General features: G+C 47.5%; 17 protein-coding genes and 1 other annotated feature. Of the genes, 1 reads left to right on the forward strand and 16 read right to left on the reverse strand.

What is annotated here, in order from left to right:
- Nucleotides 1-62 precede the first annotated feature (62 nt).
- Nucleotides 63-332, reverse strand: a binding site (T-box leader).
- Between the two features lie 111 nt (nt 333-443).
- The 16 genes from BS614_RS25015 to spoVAC all read right to left on the reverse strand — a co-directional run bounded on the left by BS614_RS25015 (nt 444) and on the right by spoVAC (nt 14,493).
- The gene (locus BS614_RS25015; protein ID WP_074095916.1) at nt 444-1,400 is read right to left on the reverse strand and encodes a phosphotransferase family protein; all 957 of its coding nucleotides are present in this window, start codon (nt 1,398-1,400) and stop codon (nt 444-446) included.
- Between the two features lie 221 nt (nt 1,401-1,621).
- Nucleotides 1,622-2,392 carry a class I SAM-dependent DNA methyltransferase gene (locus tag BS614_RS25020; protein WP_036660118.1) on the reverse strand — a complete coding sequence of 257 codons (771 nt, stop codon included), beginning with the start codon at nt 2,390-2,392 and terminating at the stop codon, nt 1,622-1,624.
- 129 nt (nt 2,393-2,521) lie between these two features.
- The gene (locus BS614_RS25025; protein WP_036668546.1) at nt 2,522-3,427 is read right to left on the reverse strand and encodes a CvfB family protein; all 906 of its coding nucleotides are present in this window, start codon (nt 3,425-3,427) and stop codon (nt 2,522-2,524) included.
- Nucleotides 3,424-3,771 (reverse strand): ribosome silencing factor, encoded by a 348-nt coding sequence (gene rsfS / locus BS614_RS25030; protein WP_036615136.1) that lies wholly within the window; start codon nt 3,769-3,771, stop codon nt 3,424-3,426. The genes BS614_RS25025 and rsfS overlap by 4 nt, the downstream gene beginning before the upstream one ends.
- Before the next feature lie 17 nt (nt 3,772-3,788).
- Entirely contained in the window at nt 3,789-4,355 is a 567-nt protein-coding gene (yqeK, locus tag BS614_RS25035) for a bis(5'-nucleosyl)-tetraphosphatase (symmetrical) YqeK (RefSeq protein ID WP_074095917.1), read from the reverse strand.
- Nucleotides 4,339-4,929 carry a nicotinate-nucleotide adenylyltransferase gene (locus BS614_RS25040; RefSeq protein ID WP_074095918.1) on the reverse strand — a complete coding sequence of 197 codons (591 nt, stop codon included), beginning with the start codon at nt 4,927-4,929 and terminating at the stop codon, nt 4,339-4,341. Before BS614_RS25040 ends, yqeK begins: the two co-directional genes overlap by 17 nt.
- 15 nt (nt 4,930-4,944) lie before the next feature.
- On the reverse strand, nt 4,945-5,238 hold the full coding sequence (gene yhbY, locus BS614_RS25045) for a ribosome assembly RNA-binding protein YhbY (RefSeq protein ID WP_017687186.1): 294 nt from the start codon (nt 5,236-5,238) through the stop codon (nt 4,945-4,947).
- An 82-nt stretch (nt 5,239-5,320) separates the two neighbouring features.
- Nucleotides 5,321-6,190, reverse strand: a complete 870-nt coding sequence (gene aroE / locus BS614_RS25050; protein ID WP_074095919.1) for a shikimate dehydrogenase — start codon at nt 6,188-6,190, stop codon at nt 5,321-5,323.
- A gap of 42 nt (nt 6,191-6,232) precedes the next feature.
- On the reverse strand, nt 6,233-7,360 hold the full coding sequence (gene yqeH, locus BS614_RS25055) for a ribosome biogenesis GTPase YqeH (RefSeq protein WP_017687184.1): 1,128 nt from the start codon (nt 7,358-7,360) through the stop codon (nt 6,233-6,235).
- The gene (locus BS614_RS25060) at nt 7,357-7,884 is read right to left on the reverse strand and encodes a YqeG family HAD IIIA-type phosphatase (protein WP_036615148.1); all 528 of its coding nucleotides are present in this window, start codon (nt 7,882-7,884) and stop codon (nt 7,357-7,359) included. Before BS614_RS25060 ends, yqeH begins: the two co-directional genes overlap by 4 nt.
- A gap of 110 nt (nt 7,885-7,994) precedes the next feature.
- Nucleotides 7,995-10,208 carry a DUF4129 domain-containing transglutaminase family protein gene (locus BS614_RS25065; protein ID WP_074095920.1) on the reverse strand — a complete coding sequence of 738 codons (2,214 nt, stop codon included), beginning with the start codon at nt 10,206-10,208 and terminating at the stop codon, nt 7,995-7,997.
- The gene (locus tag BS614_RS25070) at nt 10,205-11,452 is read right to left on the reverse strand and encodes a DUF58 domain-containing protein (protein ID WP_210436948.1); all 1,248 of its coding nucleotides are present in this window, start codon (nt 11,450-11,452) and stop codon (nt 10,205-10,207) included. Before BS614_RS25070 ends, BS614_RS25065 begins: the two co-directional genes overlap by 4 nt.
- Nucleotides 11,453-11,455: 3 nt before the next feature.
- Nucleotides 11,456-12,412: an AAA family ATPase gene (locus BS614_RS25075; protein ID WP_036615157.1), complete on the reverse strand. Its 957-nt coding sequence runs from the start codon at nt 12,410-12,412 to the stop codon at nt 11,456-11,458.
- Between the two features lie 208 nt (nt 12,413-12,620).
- Nucleotides 12,621-12,971 (reverse strand): stage V sporulation protein AE, encoded by a 351-nt coding sequence (spoVAE, locus tag BS614_RS25080; RefSeq protein WP_036615159.1) that lies wholly within the window; start codon nt 12,969-12,971, stop codon nt 12,621-12,623.
- Between the two features lie 5 nt (nt 12,972-12,976).
- Nucleotides 12,977-13,993, reverse strand: a complete 1,017-nt coding sequence (spoVAD, locus tag BS614_RS25085; RefSeq protein ID WP_074095922.1) for a stage V sporulation protein AD — start codon at nt 13,991-13,993, stop codon at nt 12,977-12,979.
- On the reverse strand, nt 13,990-14,493 hold the full coding sequence (gene spoVAC, locus BS614_RS25090; protein ID WP_036615164.1) for a stage V sporulation protein AC: 504 nt from the start codon (nt 14,491-14,493) through the stop codon (nt 13,990-13,992). The genes spoVAD and spoVAC overlap by 4 nt, the downstream gene beginning before the upstream one ends.
- 647 nt (nt 14,494-15,140) lie before the next feature.
- On the opposite strand from spoVAC, the gene BS614_RS25095 reads away from it, so the two are divergent.
- Nucleotides 15,141-16,214: a M42 family metallopeptidase gene (locus BS614_RS25095; RefSeq protein ID WP_074095923.1), complete on the forward strand. Its 1,074-nt coding sequence runs from the start codon at nt 15,141-15,143 to the stop codon at nt 16,212-16,214.
- Nucleotides 16,215-16,390 lie beyond the last annotated feature (176 nt).

Raw genomic sequence — 16,390 nt, forward strand, 5'->3', positions numbered from 1 at the left:
AGGTTATTCACTTTAGCTTTAATTGCAACAAAAAAACCTCAGCATCCCGTAGCGTTTGCAGCGCTAGGGACGAGAGGTTGAATTCCCGTGGTACCACCCTAGTTAGCGGACGAACGTGCTTCGTCATCCACTCCCTTTGGACCTGTAACGGCGGTTAACCGATGCGGATTTCCATTCCTGATCCCAAGCTTTATACAAGCAGGTTAAACAGAATGGTGTAATCACCGCATTTCTCCAAGGCGAGTTCGCAAATCACTGTCAACCGGCTTGCACCAACCGCCGGCTCTCTGTTATGTACAGGAATTACTACTGATCCTTATCATCGAAATATGTATACAATATCGGGACCATTATATAAAAAAGCAAGCCCAAAGTCAATATTACACGTTATAATCGCTATCTTGAAGTCTACGCTTCGTACCGTTCATAACGCTGGTTTCTTTTCAAGATAACCGAAAACGCTCAATGCCTTCCTCCAGATTATGAATGGTCCAATTCACATGTTCCTGATTATCATATTGACGATAAGCGCACTCAATGCGCAGCACCAGATCAAAGTACAAGTCATAGAGACTTCTTCTTTTCAGCTCACTTTCAGTCGTAATCGCATGCCCATACCCTTTCACAAAACCGGGCGTATAGTTAAAATGACTGAAATAATGCTCCATCAGAGGATCTGCCCACAGTGAACGTTCAAAATCAATAATCGCTGTGATGCGACCTTTGTCTACTAACACATTGCCATCCCACAGATCCCAACTGACAAGCACAGGTTCTTTGACATCGTTAAGCGCATCCGACTTATCTTCAATCAAGCGTCTCAATTCAGGATAGTCGATCGAAAATGTAATTCCGGCTTCTTCCCCATCGGTAAGAATGTCATCCATCAGATTCATAAATGCTTCTTTCCATGTGGAATATCGCTGTTTGTGCTCCGAGAAATATCCAAACTTCTCACCCTTGATTTCATTAATTCGACGATTATAGCGCCCCAGTTGTTGTTCAACGGCTTCCTGCTCTTCCGCAGAATATTGATCCTTGACCTGATTATAGGGTGTTCCAGACATGTACTCCATGATAAAATAACGCGCTGAAGCCATAGTTAACGAATCATCATAAGCTAGTACTTGGGGTATGGGAACATCTTGCAGCTCGCTGATGAGTCGCAGTGCCTCAACCTCGGCAATCATGAGATCCTGCTCACAACGCATCACATTGGTCGAAGCCGAAGGTGCAATTTTGAGTACCACTCGCTGTACGTCACTAAGTGTGATGAGATATGCATGATTGGCCCAGCCATCCACCATTTCCTTGTAGTCCTGTATACTCGCAGAGAAATGCTGCTCTATTATGGCATTCAGTTGTTCTGACGTAAGTCTTGTTTTATATGTACTTTCCACCTCTACACCTCACCTCGACTATTGATTTCCTTAGAAAACGCTTTCTATCCGACTATTATCGCCTCCTTTACTTTAACTGGCAATACTTTTTGTCATGCTCGTAAGTCTTTCCTAGCAGTTCCTTGCCGGATTGCAGAAGCTTTTTATTCATTCTCCAAAAAAATCAAACAAAAAAACTGCCCTTATGCACCATACATAAGGACAGTTCTCATTATTCGCTCTTACTTCACAGCAACGTAGAACAAGCGCTGTGCGCTGTCTCCGGCCTCTTTCCATTCAAAATCCGCATATACCTTCACGTCTCTAAAACCTGCCTTGGATAACTCCAGCTTCATCCAGTCCGGATTATATGCACGCTGGACATGAACTTCTTCAAACCGCTGGTACATATCCTTGTTACCATCATCCACACGCGAAAAAATACTGAGATGATGCTCAATCTCACAGCGATCCTGGTCCAGATCACAAGTCCAAATATAAGATACGGAGCGCTCATCCAGTACAAAAGGCTGCTCCTCATCATAACGAATAAGGGTATTGGGATGATGCACATCAAACAGGAACGTTCCACCAGGCTTCAGCATTTCGTATGTCCGCTGGAAAGTACGAACGACATCTTCTTGTTCAAGCAAATAATTGACACAATCACAGAAAGATATCACCGAATCCACAGGTTCCGGAACTCGCCATTCCCGCATATCCTGCTGCACCCAACGGACACTGCCCTCGCGATACAAGCGATGACCCTGAGGCGTAGCCTCCATCTTGCTGCGTGCAACCGACAGCATATCTGATGAGAGGTCAATGCCTGTAACTTCGAAACCGGAGTTCACGAGCGGGATCGTAATGGAGCCCGTTCCACAGCCAAGTTCAGCGACACTTTTGGGCATTCCATGCTTTTCCCATGCTGTTCTTGCAAACCTTATCCAGTCCGGATAAGGCATATCTTCCATTAATTCATCATACACATAGGCAAATTTCCGGTAAGACATGTCAGGCACCGCACTTTCAATTTCATTTTCCAATCCTGTTAACAAAAGAAAAGACAGGGGCATCCGGTGTTTACCCAGCCTATCCCTGCCTTATCCGAGTTCCATATTACAACTATTTAATCAGGAAAATTACTTATTTTCACTTTGATCCGCAGGAGCAGATTCGGACAGATATGTCCAGCTTTCCTTTTGGACCACCAGTCCGTCCTTCATCAATTTCCCCAAGGCACGCTTGAAAGCAGACTTACTGATGCCAAAGCGCTGCTTGATGATATCCGGCGGAGTTGCATCCGAGTAAGGCATGCCGCCCATAGGGCGTTCTTTCATGAAAGCGAGCAGCTTGTCTGCATCTTCGTTACGTCCAACTTGTTTGAGTTGAGTCATGGCCAGATTCACACGTCCGTCTTCACGTACCAGTGTCACCCGACATTTCACTTTCTCACCAAGACGCAGCATATGACTACGTTCGGATGAATGAATCATACCAATTGCGCCAAAGCCCAGTACACCGCCCTCTACAAGTACAAAAGTACCCATCTGCAGTGGCTTGTATACCGTCGCTTCAACCCACTCGTTTAACCATGAAGTTGGCGCATGGAAAGACAATGGTGAAAGCTCACGTTCCCCGGCCAATTTGGCACGCAGACGTCCCTGCTTGTCATGTTCCATTATTACAAAGACTTCATCCCCCACTTGAGGACGCAGTTCTTCCAGTTCAGGCAATTCACGAATAGGAAGCAGCAATTGCCGTCCAAGGCCCATTTCCAGGAAACAGCCCAGTCGTGGGTGAACATCAGCCACAACCAGTCGTGCCATTTCGCCAAGCATGAGATAAGGCTTTTTCATCGTTACGGCCAGACGATCTTCTGTATCAAAGAATACAAATACCTCAAGCGTCTCACCAATTTTAATATCCCGTGTTAACTCGGTATAGTGAAGCAGTACATCTTCCGATCCTGTCGTCAAAAAGAAGCCAAACGGAGACACTTCACGTGAAACCGGCAAAGAGACGACTGTTCCAGCAATCAAACTCATACAGTTTCCACCACTTTGGCATCAGACCATAGTCGTTCAATGTTGTAGTATTCACGCTCGTCACGGTGGAAGATATGAACAACAACATCGCCCATGTCCATCAATACCCAACGTGCTGAATCCATACCTTCGATACCTTTGATCGTCGCTCCGGCTGCATGAGCCTGTTTGCGAATTTCAGTGGCAATGGCTTGTACCTGTGTATCGGAATTCCCGTGACAAATAACAAAATAATCTGCCACCAGAGAAACATTAATCAGATCCAACGCTACAATGTTGGATGCCTTTTTGTCGTCAGCGGCAGCAACCGCCATATTCATAAGTTCTTTCGATGATACTGTCATGAACCAACCTCCATAATCTATAATTGTGCAATTAAGTCATTCCGCGACAGCATAGTCAAAGGATAAATGACACGTCGTTGCGAGATCAGCAAGCTGATCGTCGAATCGAATCCGGCAATTAAACCTTCCTCCAGACTACGTTCAGCCTGTTCGCGAATGTGATCCACTCCCGGGAAATCTCGTCCCGGTTCAATGTAATCGGCAAGACATACCACTTTGTCCAGCAAGCTCATGCCTACCCGACCCGAGGTATGCCACCGGATGGCATTAATAACTTCGGAATCTTCTACACCGTAATCTCGCTCGGCTACAAAAGCACCGACTTCGGAATGCCAGAGTTGCTTGTCATGCTGCAGAAGTTCCTGGTTTAATCCGTTATCACGGATGACCGCTTCCATCTCCGCTACGGGCCAGTACTTCGCCACATCATGCAATATCGCTGCCAGATCTGCTTTCACAGGATCAGCACCGTATTTTTCAGCCAACATCACTGACGATTCCATTACACCCAGTGTATGCTTCCAGCGTTTTTCCGGCATTTGTCCGGATACGGCTTGAATCAGTTCCTCACGGCTTAGTGCCATATAAACCGCTCCTTACAATGTATTGGTGTACTTCATCAGGAATCATGAAGCGTACCGAATGTCCTTTGGCCAGACGTCTGCGTACGGCTGTCGATGAAATATCGACCAAGGGCATCTCGGCCAGCAGGACCCGATCCTGTAACTCGTCTGGTAAATCATCCAGATGTAACTGGAAGCCCGGCCGACCAACTCCAATAAAGGTTAAGCGTTCTGCAAGCTCTTCAATCTGCTCCCATTTGGGAAGATAGTTCACCATATCCGCCCCGATAATGAAATAAAATTCATGTTCAGGATGGCGACGCCACAGTTCCTTCATCGTATCGATGGTATAAGACACTCCACCCAATTCCATCTCGATACCCAGTACCTCATATTGCTGCACACCCTTCACAGCCGCTTCCGTCATATCGAGACGTTGCTGTCCCGAAGCTCCGGCTCCGCGTTTGTGAGGTGGAACATGGGAAGGCATGAACCAGATCTCATCCAGTGCATGCGAGTCCCTTGCCGCTTCAGCTGCCAGGAGGTGTCCCATGTGGATCGGATCAAACGTACCACCCATGATGCCGATCTTCACCTACGTCACGCTCCCTTATCTAGGTAGTTCGATTTGTTTGTTATCGCGCGATTCTTTGTACAGGATGATTGTGTTACCGATGAGTTGTACAAGCTCACTTCCCGTTTCACGGGCAACTTCTTCTGCCATCTCTTTTCTGTCCTCGTCATTGTTGTTCAACACTTGCACTTTCATCAATTCGCGCTTCTCAATCGCATCTTCGATGTGACGGAACAGGTGCTCATTGGTTCCACCTTTACCAATCTGAAATACAGGGGTCAGGTGATGTGCCTGTGACCGCAAAAAGCGCTTTTGTTTACCGTTTAACATGAATACTCCATACTCCTTATGTTGAGCAGGCCCTGATCGACAGCGCAAAAACTGTCCGGACCTGACCATTCAATTATTATTTTCACACTTCAAAACTGTTTAGTACTGCTCGTCTCATCGTCTCCACAGGAGCCGGAATGCCGAGCCAATGTTCAAAGGCCACTGCGCCTTGGTATACAAACATACCCAGACCACCGTGCACCGTGCATCCTCGCATCCGCGATTCTCGAAGCAGACGGGTCTCCAGCGGATTGTAGATCAGATCACTCACCGCTGCGCCTTCACGGATCAGTGTGGGATCAACCGGTACGTCATCAACATACGGGTGCATTCCTGCAGCGGTTGTGTTAATCACGATATCAGCCATAGCCAGTACCGTCGCAACGTCTTCCATGCCACTGCCCGAGATTTCTCCCAAGCCATGCCCCCGCAAATCCGAAGCAAGTGCAATAGCCCTGTCCGCTGTACGGTTTAGGATATGGATCCGCTCAGGCTTCTCCAGTGCAAGTGCATATATGACACCTCTCGCTGCTCCTCCTGCTCCGAGTACAGCAATACGTTTACCAGCAAGCTCAGGCACAGCCTCTTCCTTCAGGGAGCGGACATAGCCTATACCATCCGTATTGTACCCTGTCAGTGTTCCACCTTCATTGACGATGGTATTCACCGCACCAATCAGGCGAGCACTTTCATCGATCACATCCAGATACTGCATCACCTGCTCTTTGTGCGGGATGGTGACATTAACACCACGATAGCCCAGTGCCACAATTCCGCGAACGGCCGCTTCCAGTTGATCCGGATGAACATGCAGTGGCATATACATTCCATTCACTCCTGCAGCATGCAGAGCCGCATTGTGCATTGCCGGAGACTTGGAGTGAGCAATAGGATCACCCATAACACCAAGCAACACGGGAAGTGAAGAGTTGAATTTGTTCTGCTCAGACATAGGTCCGCCTCCGATCCATCTGATGTACAGCTTCTGAGTTTACTAGATCAAGGATGGGCGGATCTGTACACGAATGCCTTTTGGAGCATGAACAGCAACAAGCGCTCCAATATCGCCATTAACCTTAATCCAGCCCAGACCCGAGATGAATACATCCGATTGACTGCCGCGTTTGATGCGGAATTCATGTCTGGTCCATTCAGCCATCTCTGCTGCATCCTCACGGGTTGGCGGAGACAACAATTCTCCCAGGTGGTCGCGGTACAGATCATCTGCACGTTCCAGCTTCGTCCGGTGAATATCAAGCGCAGTGCTGATAAAACAAGTGAACGACTGGCGATCACCTTCCACAAAGTCAAATCGAGCCATGCCGCCGAAGAACAACGTCTGACCGGAGTTTAACTGATACACAGCCGGTTTAAGCGGTTTTTCCGGCATGATGGCAGCGAGATCCTTACGTGAAACAATCTCGCTGAAACGCCATGGATACACGATTCCAGGCGTATCAATGATATATTTTCCATCATCCAACGGAATGTTCACCATATCCAGCGTTGTTCCCGGATAACGGGATGTGGTCAGTTCCTGCTCCAGATCGCTGTAATCACGAATCAGACGGTTAATCAGTGTGGATTTACCCACATTGGTACCGCCTACCACGTACACGTCACGATCTTCGCGATACGTTCCTACAAGCTCAAGCAGTCGGTCGAAGCCCTGATTTTGCTTTGCACTGCACAAGACTACATCGACGGTACGCAAACCTTGTTCTTTGGCTTGCTTCTGTACCCAGTTGCGAACCTTGTTCCAGTTGGTTACTTTCGGAAGCAAGTCCGTTTTGTTCACAGCAAGCAATACCGGATTGTTGCCTACAAAACGTTGCAGACCGGAGATAATACTGCCATCAAAGTCAAACAAATCAACGATATGGATGACAAGTGCATCCTTATCCCCGATTTTGCTAAGCAGCGCCAGGAATTCGTCCTGATCCACCGTAACGGATGATGACTCATTGTAGTTTTTGATGCGGAAGCAGCGCTGGCATATAACCGGTTCACGATCCAATGCCTTCTCGGGGATAAACCCTGGTAATTCCGAATTTTCTGTTTGCAGATGCACGCCGCATCCGCTGCACCTTACGGCAAGATTGCCGTTATGCGGTTCTGTCATTTCTTCTTTTCCTCCTCAAGCCATAAGCCTTTCCTGCGTAAACTCGTTAGAGCAATCCGTTCCACGCGTCGATTGAAGCGGGTCATAAATCCTTCGTCCCCAATGGAGATTGGCAGTACCAGAACGGTATATAACCCCATCCGGTTCCCTCCATAAACGTCCGTAAGCATCTGATCGCCTACTACAATCGTGTTTTCAGGAGATAACTCCATCATTTTCATTGCTCTACGAAACGGTACATTCGATGGTTTGCGTGCACTATGCACAAACTGGATATCCAGCGGGGTCGCAAACAGGGATACACGATTCAAATTGTTATTGGACACAATCATCAGCTTGAAACCTGCCTCTTTCACACGTGCAAACCATTCAATCAGTTCGGGCGTAGCGTCAGGGGCTTTGGCTCCAACGAGTGTGTTATCCAGATCAGTTATAATTCCACGGTAGCCTTGAGCGTACAGCTCTTCCAGATTAATGTCAAAAACCGTGTCTACACGCAGCTTGGGCATTAACATTTTAAACAAAGAAGTCACCTCAGTTTCATACGACACACTATATCACAAATCCGTCTTTCCTGAAAATGCATACAGCGCCTGATGGCATAGGAAAAAAGGAAAAACGGGACGGGCAACAACTATGCCCGTTCCGCTTTCAGTTCCTTCCGCAGCTTCAAGGCGGTCTGATAGACGCCCTTCCAGTCGTCGGCAGTTACGGACGCCGGACTGTAACGAGTCTGTTCAAACTTCGTGAGAAGCTCATACAATGTTGCTTCTGCAGCAGGTTTTGCCTGGCTCCAGCGGGCTACCGATTCACGAAGTGTCTCGTCTCCGCTCCGGGTCAACCCTTTGCGTTTCACATACTGAATCCAACGCTCGGTCTCTGCCACGACCTTCTGTTCAGGGGTGAGCGGTCCACCTGTCCGTAAACGAAGCAGGAAGAATCGCATGGAGAAACGATTACGCCAGAACATATATGCTACCCACAATACAATAATGGCTCCTGCAGCCCAGATAACAAAAGTCGGGATGGCAGACGATGTCTGCTCAGGTGCAGGGGTCTGCTCTTCCTCTTGTACCGGCTCCTCTTCTGGCTCTTCTTCAGGCTCATCTACAGGTTGTACATCAGGCTGTTCCGTCAGCAGAGGCATATCAAAGCCCGGCGTTGCTTCAACAGGAATCCAACCATACTCACCAAAGTAAACCTCTGCCCAGGAGTGTGCATCTGCATTGGTAACGGTGTAGGTCGTCTCAATCTCCGCACCAGGTTGACGTGGGGCCTGCATGTCCGAATTCAGGGACAGTTGTCCCGGCGCATAACCTTTAACCCACCTTGCAGGAATGCCCTCCGAGCGCGCCATCATCACCAGCGCAGTGGAGAAGTAATCACAGTAGCCTTCCATGATATCAAACAGGAAACCTTCCACAAAGTCGCTGCTTACTTTTCGAGATAAATCCGGATTGTTTGTGTATTCAAAGTTAGTTTGTAAATAGTTTTGCAGTAATGCCACTTTTTCATACGGAGTATTCGCAGATGCCGTTATCTCGGCCGCCAGATCCGAAACCCGGTCAGGGAAACGGGATGGTAACTGCAAGTACATATCATCTGCCGGATTACTGTTATACAGATCTTCAAATGACTTCGTACGAAGCTCATCTTCCACAATCACTGGGGCTTCGGATACGATAGTATACGTCTTGGGATACTGCGGTTGCTGACGGTCTGTCACCACATGCAGTTCAGCCTGTTTAGCATTCCACAACATCCGTTCCGTTCTGTCCTCACCATTAATTGAGCTCACTTCCGAGATCGAATAAGCACCAAAGAGAATCGGATAGACATTATCATTCAGCATCGTTACATTCTGAGTCACTTGTTTGGTATTCACATTACCGGATTCTTGGTTCTCCAGAGGCTGTCCAGCTTGAACATTCTCTGTCGAACCCCGTCCACGGTCATCCCAACCTGTGCCTGTATACTCTGCACGTGTCTCACCGCGCCAGTAACTGCGCTCATTGGTCGTGACAGACATGACAGGGGTATAGTCGAAGTTAAAACCTCCACCAAGCTGATTGTCTTCCCTGCTGTATCCCGATTCGGTAGCTGAGGGAATATCAAGGTTTCCGTTACCAGCCTGACTTGTGGAAGTTCCGGTATAGTTACGCCACGCCGTATATGGGTCCGTCAAGGTGGGTGGAATCTCCGGCATATTAACGCTGGCTACAATAATCAAAGAAAAGATAATGGCAATATTGGCCAGGACTTTATAAGGATACCGGATGATTCGTTTCCAACCTTGTGGATACTGAAGCTGATAGTTACGGAAATGCTGACATACGAGCCATCCCATCCCCGCAAACATCACCCACGCGATTTCAATCCAGAGTGGAATCTGGGTGAAAGAATCGAGAATCCCCATCGAAATGATGTTAACACCCAGAAAAACAAGAATGCGACGTGTTGTGGTCACGAGTCGAAGCGCAGCTTCAAGCATCACCCATGCACACAGGGAGAACCAGATGTACGGCGTCATGTGTAATATGAATTGTTCCGCTCGGTCCGTTAAAGAGCCATAAGGGATGTACACCGTATAATCAATTAGCGTTTTATGCAAAATGTAACCAACAACGACCGCCTTGATGATCGCCCGATAGATCGTTTTGAAGGGCAGAATGACCTCCAGCACACTGACCGCTGCAAGTGTCCATAACACCAGAGAAGTTGTCTCCGTGTACCACGATTCCTGCGTAAATGAAATCCACTGCATTCCAATCAGGAAAATCCAGAGCAATGACGCTGCATGATACCAGGATCGTTTGCCTGTAACACTTTCATTTCCTTTTGTACTCATACAGAACCTCCCCCCATCACCGTTGGAAGCTCCTGCAAGTGAGAAACAGTGAATGACCTCGTGCCTCTTCCACTCAACATGGCATTCCACTCGGCACTCCGGCGGGATTCACTGGTATCGATCAGAATATGACATGGCGTCATGCCCCGCGTATCGGCCCAGCGCAACAGTTCCATTATTTTTTCATCCTTCTGGGGAGAAATCACGACAAAGTAAGCTCCCTGAGGCAGTTGACGTGCGATTCTTTCCACGCTGGGCAACAGATGGGTATCCTGACCGTTATATTGAATATCCACCAGATGATGCATCATCTTCTGTCGTTCCATCAGACTTTCACTGGGGGCCATGAAGGATGTCTGGTCTGACAATGTCAATAACCCCATCCCCATTCGTTCCCTGACACCATACTCCAGCAGAGAGGCAGCCGTGGAAACGGCAATTTCAAATGCATCCCCATGATCATAACTTGATGCCAGCGCATCCAAAACCAGAACGGTTTTGGGCACAGACTCATGTTCAAACTCCTTGGACTTCCAGTTCCCTGTCTTTGCCGTTGCATTCCAGTGAATGCGGGAAAGTCGATCTCCGTATACGTAGTCACGTACACCATTGATCTGAGTGGTCTCTCTCCGTGAGCGGGTTAACGCCGTCTGAGGACCGGATAACCGTGATTTGCGGTCGTAAAGCTGCCAATATGGAATAAATACCGTTCTTGGCAGTACGCGAAACTCACCTTTGGCCTTAAACTTTCCTCGATGTTCAATCAGTCCAAATATGTCCTCGCTGGCACATTCCGTTTCTGAAAAAACATACTTCCCCCGCTCAAGTGGCGGTGTCTGAAAAGACAACTCGCCATTACCTCGCATATTGGGAATCAAACTTTCCTTGAACGACCACGATTCTCCGTTATGCCGATGCAGCATTTCACGCACAACAACATAAGGAAGCGGGAGGAATCCCGGAATCGTCAGACTCAGCTGTACTTGAACCTGGTCACCCGCATGCAGCAATTCTTCGTGGTCTGGACCAGAAGATAACCTACGAACTCCTTGAGCACGTCTTACCCCGCTAAATCCAGCAATGGCAAGATACACACAGAGCAGGGTCACCATCGACAGCAACATAAGGGATGTCTTCCCGCCCTGAAACAAAACATAAGCCAGACAGCACATCCACACCATTGCGATGCTCCATACGCGTGGGTGGCGTAACCCTCTATTAACTGTTCTCAAAAGCGGCTTCATGAACTATTGCCCCATGGAGACGGGCACGCGTACTTGCTGGAGTACGGCATTCAAAACGGCCTCGGAACTCATACTGTCCAGTCTCGATTCGGGACGAAGCACAATACGATGAGAGATCACATAAGGGGCCATCGTTTTCACATCATCCGGAAGCACATAATCACGTTCCTGCAAGAAAGCAAAGGCTTTTACGGCCATCATGAACGATATGGCTGCCCGTGGGCTGGCACCCAGCAATACAGATGGGTGGGAGCGGGTTTGACGAACAACATCCAGCAAATAGTCCATAACCGGATCACCGATAAAGACCTCTTTAATCTCCTGCTGGATTGCCGAGATCTGGTCCATATGAGTCACGGATTCAAGGCGATCTACAGGCTGACCGAGCTGATGCTGTTTCAATAGGATTTTCTCAATTTCCTTATCGGGATAACCTAGACTTATTTTCAACATAAACCGGTCGAGTTGTGCTTCCGGCAAAGTATACGTACCTTCAAAATCAATCGGATTCTGAGTTGCACAGAGCATGAATGGATGTGGCAGATCATACGTATCACCATCAACGGTTACGCTGCGCTCCTCCATAACTTCGAGCAGAGCCGATTGGGTTTTTGTTGTGGCCCGATTAATCTCATCAGCCAGCAAAATGTTGGTCATCACAGGACCTGGTCGGAAATAAAAACGCTCATCCTTCGGATGGAACACCGATACGCCCGTAATATCACTAGGTAAAATATCAGGATTACATTGAATACGCCGGTACTCACCACGCATGGATTTCGATAATGCCTTGATTAACTGCGTTTTGCCAGTTCCCGGTACGTCTTCAATCAGAACGTGCCCGCCTGCAAGCAAAGCTGTAAGTAAAAGTTGAATTTCAAAGGATTTCCCCATAATACAGGATTCCAGATTAGAACGAACTGCGGATATGATTTGGATCGACTCTTTGCGCACAGGCATGTGGTCTAACCTCCTAAAAAAGCATACAGATTTCCTTTTATTGTACATGATCCAGAGTCACGAGTACACTCGAAGGAACTCACAATTTGTTTCCAGCCCGTCAGATTCACCGCAGTTCTCGCATGAATACGACAAAAAAGCCCCGGATAAAAGTTATCCGAAGCCTCTGCTGAATCGCACTATGTTCAAGTAGATTTCCCATTCTATGTTAGCCTTTTGGTCTAACGACCAATGCCGCGAGAAAAGAAAAGATGATCGCTGACGAAATCCCCGCCGCAGTCAGGTCAAAAATCCCTGTAATCACACCTAACCACCCCTCTTTTTCCAGCTCCGTCAATGCCCCGTGCACCAAGGAATTACCGAAACTTGTGATGGGGATGGTAGCACCCGCACCTGCAAATTTAACCAAGGGGTCATACACGCCAAATGCATCCGCAAGCGCACCTGTCACAACAAGTGTACTCATGGTATGAGCTGGCGTCAGTTTAACCCCATCCATTAGAAGCTGTCCGATAACACAGATTAAACCACCAACAATAAATGCCCACAAGAACTGCATTACCTTTATCCCTCCTTTTCTATGGCTACGGCATGTGCAATACAAGGAATACTTTCACCCTGCTGGTACGAAATCGGAGATAACAGCGCCCCGGTAGCAACAACGAGAACCCGTTTAAGATCACCCTTCTGCATCCGGTTCAAAATGTGACCATAGGTGACGGTGGCTGAACATCCGCAGCCACTTCCCCCGGCAACAACATAAGGCTGTTTCTCCCGATCATAGATCATCAGGCCGCAGTCATTAAATACCGTCTGTTCCATGGGAATGCCTTCTTTTTGCAAAAGCTCTTTCGTAATTGGCAGACCGACGGAAGCCAGATCCCCAGTCACAATGAGATCATAATAGCCGGGTTCCAATCCCGTATCCCTGAAATGAGAGATTATAGTGTCGGCTGCTGCTGGCGCCATCGCTGAACCCATATTAAAGGGATCTTTGATGCCCAAATCCATAATGCGTCCAATGGTGGCTTTGGTAACAACGGGACCATCACCAGTACGGGAGACCACACCACACCCTGCTCCTGTGACGGTATATTGCGCATAAGGCGGCTTTTGGGAGCCATACTCCGTCGGATAACGAAATTGTTTTTCCACCGTACAGTTGTGGCTCACCGTTCCTGCAAGGACATAATCTCCAGCTCCGGAGTCAACAATCATGGAGGCCAGAGCTAATGTTTCCATGGATGTGGAGCAAGCACCAAAGACACCCAGATAAGGTACACCCAGTTTTCGTGCTGAAAAGGAACTGCTGATAATCTGATTCATCAGATCTCCACCAACAAAAAATTGAAGCTCTTCCTTGGTGATATTTGCATTTACCAAGGCCAGTTGGGAGGCCTGTTCGAGCAGTTTGCGTTCTCCCTTTTCCCACGTCTTCTCGCCGATTTCGAGGTTGTCATAGACATAATCGAAATCAGATGACAGTGGACCCTCGCCTTCTTCTGGTCCTACAACTGCGGCTTTACCGATGATCCGCGGACGATTTTCAAACTGCCACGTTTGACGACCCAATCGCTTCATAGGTGCCCACCTCCAAATCCCAAAAAGGCATAAACGATCCCTACGACAAATGCTGCCACGACACCAAACACAATAACGGAACCAGCAAGTTTAAACATGTTGGCCCCTACACCGAGCACCAGTCCTTCAGCACGATGTTCCAGTGCAGCAGAACACATGGAATTGGCAAAGCCGGTAACCGGCACAGCAGTTCCTGCTCCTGCCCATTGAGCCATTTTATCGTAAACGCCGAGACACGTTAGAATAACCGATATGAGAATCATGACCGCTACCGTAGGACTGGAAGCTTCCTTCGATGTCATGTCGAAACCGGCCATAAAAGCCTCTTGAATGGCCTGTCCAATCAAACAGACGGTACCCCCAACCAGAAATGCTTTGAGGCAATTTTTCAGGATTGGACGAGGCGGCTCATGTTTTTTTGCGACTTTTTTGTACTCCTTTTCATCCATGGACAGGGACGACGATTTTTTTTCGCTTCCGGATGCAGATTGAGCTGGCAAGATACAAGACCTCCTCTATGTGAAAATGGTTCAAAGCTACGGCTGAATGCCAATGTGTGTAATCCTATATTCATTGTTTGTTAATAATCGGAAGGTTATGTATCCGGCGACAGACAGCATATGTTTCCAACAAGATTATGTTGTGAAAACAAGATGGGAATACGCCGGATCTGAGGACTTTTAGATACGTCTATAAATAAAGAAGAACAATCACGAGCAAGATAAAAAGAACGATAAACAGTACTTTTTCCGTGCCCTCTTCTGGAGGCTTCATTGTATATTTAGCTCCTTCCTTTAAACAGACAAACAAATATTGAAATAAAGAACTTCAAAAAATGATGACATCTCCTCCATATATTCATATTCATTGAAGTGGCATCAGGACTGCGACTACAGCGGATAGAATCATGAAACTTGGACACGGTAAGCGCCCAAAATATGCCTTAAATACGTGACATAAACATGGACAATCACTTGCGCAAGGTTCATACTGTAATGTGACCAGTGGTTAAATAACAAGTCCTCAGCATATTAAAGTGCATGTTCAAAAAGATAAAAGACTTTTGAACTACATCTTAAAAGGACAACAGGCGGGTAGCCGTTCTACTGTGACCTGAAATACATACCAACAGAGGAGTTGTTGACACATGAATGAAAAAACGATGGATATGTTTCGTACGTTGACGGAATTTCCTTCCGCATCCGGTTTTGAACGTGAGCTTCGCGGCTGGATGAAAGATAAGCTTTCCGCTTATACCGATGAGTTCGTCCAGGATCGCCTGGGGAGTCTATTTGGTGTATTACGCGGGGAGGAATCCGGTCCTAAAGTTATGGTAGCCGGACACTTTGACGAAGTTGGTTTCATGACTACAGGCATTACGGAAACAGGTATGGTCAAATTCCGTCCTCTAGGTGGATGGTGGAGTCAGGCTGTACTGTCTCAGCGACTGGAAATCATCACACCTGATCGTCGGATTACCGGAGTTGTAGGTTCTACACCTACACACTTGCTGGACGAATCCCAGCGGAATAAACCTGTTGATCTGAATTCCATGTATCTCGATATTGGAGCAGACAACCGTGCGGAAGCAGAATCTTGGGGCATCCACCCAGGTATGCAGATCGTACCAATCTGTGAATTCACGCCGATGGCGAACCCGAAGAAAATTATGGCTAAAGCGTGGGATAATCGTTACGGCGTAGGACTTGCACTTGAACTGGTTGAAGCACTGCACAAGGAAAAACTGCCCAATACACTCTATGCTGGTGCAACAGTACAGGAAGAACTGGGGCTTCGCGGTGCACGTACGGCGGCCAATCTGATTCAGCCTGATATCTTCTTTGCACTTGACTGTAGCGCGGCGAATGATATGACAGGTGACAAACAGTCATTTGGACATATCGGAGAAGGCGCATTGCTTCGTATTTTTGACCCGGGCATGTTCACCCATCGCGGAATGGTGGAATATGTTCAAGATACGGCTTCATCCAATCAGATCAAAATGCAGTATTTCATCTCACCAGGTGGTACCGATGCAGGTCAAGTTCACCTGAGTGGAATTGGTGTACCATCAACAGTTATTGGTATCTGCGCACGTTATATCCACACCTCTTCTTCCATTATTCATACGGATGACTACGATGCGGCCAAAGAACTGATTGTGAAACTGGTCAAAGGTCTGGATCGGACAACAATGAATACCATTATTAATAACGCGTAGTTCGGTTAAAAGAAAAGTCCTTAAATATGATGTACCTGAACGAGATGTCCCGTCAGACCGGGATGTCTCTTTTTTTGGTTTAATCAACTAGTTTAATAGGTTGAACATTATGGAGAATGCCACATAAGATATACGATAATGGAAGATCAATAACCAAACACCAACCAGTGGGGGAC

Origin of the sequence: Paenibacillus xylanexedens (assembly GCF_001908275.1) — a bacterium.
Classification (GTDB): Bacteria; Bacillota; Bacilli; order Paenibacillales; family Paenibacillaceae; genus Paenibacillus; species Paenibacillus xylanexedens_A.